Here is a 953-nt window from a genome sequence, read left to right on the forward strand (position 1 = left end):
GCGCGCCCCCCCCCGCCGCCCCGCCGCGCCCCCGCGCGCCCCGCCCCCCCCCCCACGCCCCGTCCACACCGGGTCAGGACGCCTTGGCCAGCGCGTCGGCCAGGTACTGCGCCGCCTGCCGGACGAGCCGCATCCGCTCCCGGTCGGGGGTGTAGTCCTGCACGTTGTCGGAGATCTTCACTTCGGCCTTGGCCGCCGGTCCGGCCCCGGCCTGGAGCGCGGCCTGGAGCTTGCGGGCCGTGTCCAGCCCGGCCGTGTCGGCCTTGGCGGCGGCCAGCAGGAGCTTCGCCGCGCTGCCGGCCGGGGCCTCGGCGCCGGCCTGGGTGAGCGCGGCGGCGTCGTAGCGGCCGGACACCGCGGCGGCGGCGCCGTACAGATCGGGGCGGGACAGCCCGGCGGCGGCCGCGCACGGAGCACCGCCCTCGACACCGAGGGTGCCCCAGGAGGCCGGGCCGGGCGCCAGGATGCGGAACGAGGCGGCGATGGCGGCGCGCAGCGTCTCGTCGTCGGCGACGGCGGCCGGCGCGGCGGCGACCAGGTCGCAGGGGTGCGCGGTGCCGTTCGGCGCCTCGGGGGCGACCAGGATGAAGGGGCGGGCGCGGCCGGTCTGCAGGGCCGCGGTGAGGCCCTCGAAGACGTCCGGGACCTCGGCGTCGGCGGTCTTGCGCGGGGTGGCCGCCTGCATCACGACGACCGGGAAGCGCGCGTTCGGCTCCTTGGCGTACTGCGGCGGCAGCCAGACCCGGACGGTGCGCGGCTGCCCGTCCGGGCCGGGCACGGCGGACTGCAGCAGTTCGCCGCCGCCCGGCTGGCCGACGCCGTCGAAGTGGGGGCCCGCCGGCCCCCGGGGGCCGGCGGGCCCGGCCCCCGCCCCCCCCCCCGGCCGCGGCCGCGGCCCCCCCCCCGCCCGGCCCCCCCCCCGGGCCGCCCCCCCCCCCCCCCCCCACGACCAC

General features: G+C 82.0%; 1 pseudogene. It reads right to left on the bottom strand.

What is annotated here, in order from left to right:
• Nucleotides 1–73: 73 nt before the first annotated feature.
• Nucleotides 74–953 (bottom strand): annotated as a pseudogene (locus tag ACFV6I_RS02340) (hypothetical protein); the annotation flags it as partial.

The sequence above is a fragment of the Kitasatospora sp. NPDC059803 genome (assembly GCF_042732255.1).
Lineage (GTDB): Bacteria > Actinomycetota > Actinomycetes > Streptomycetales > Streptomycetaceae > Kitasatospora.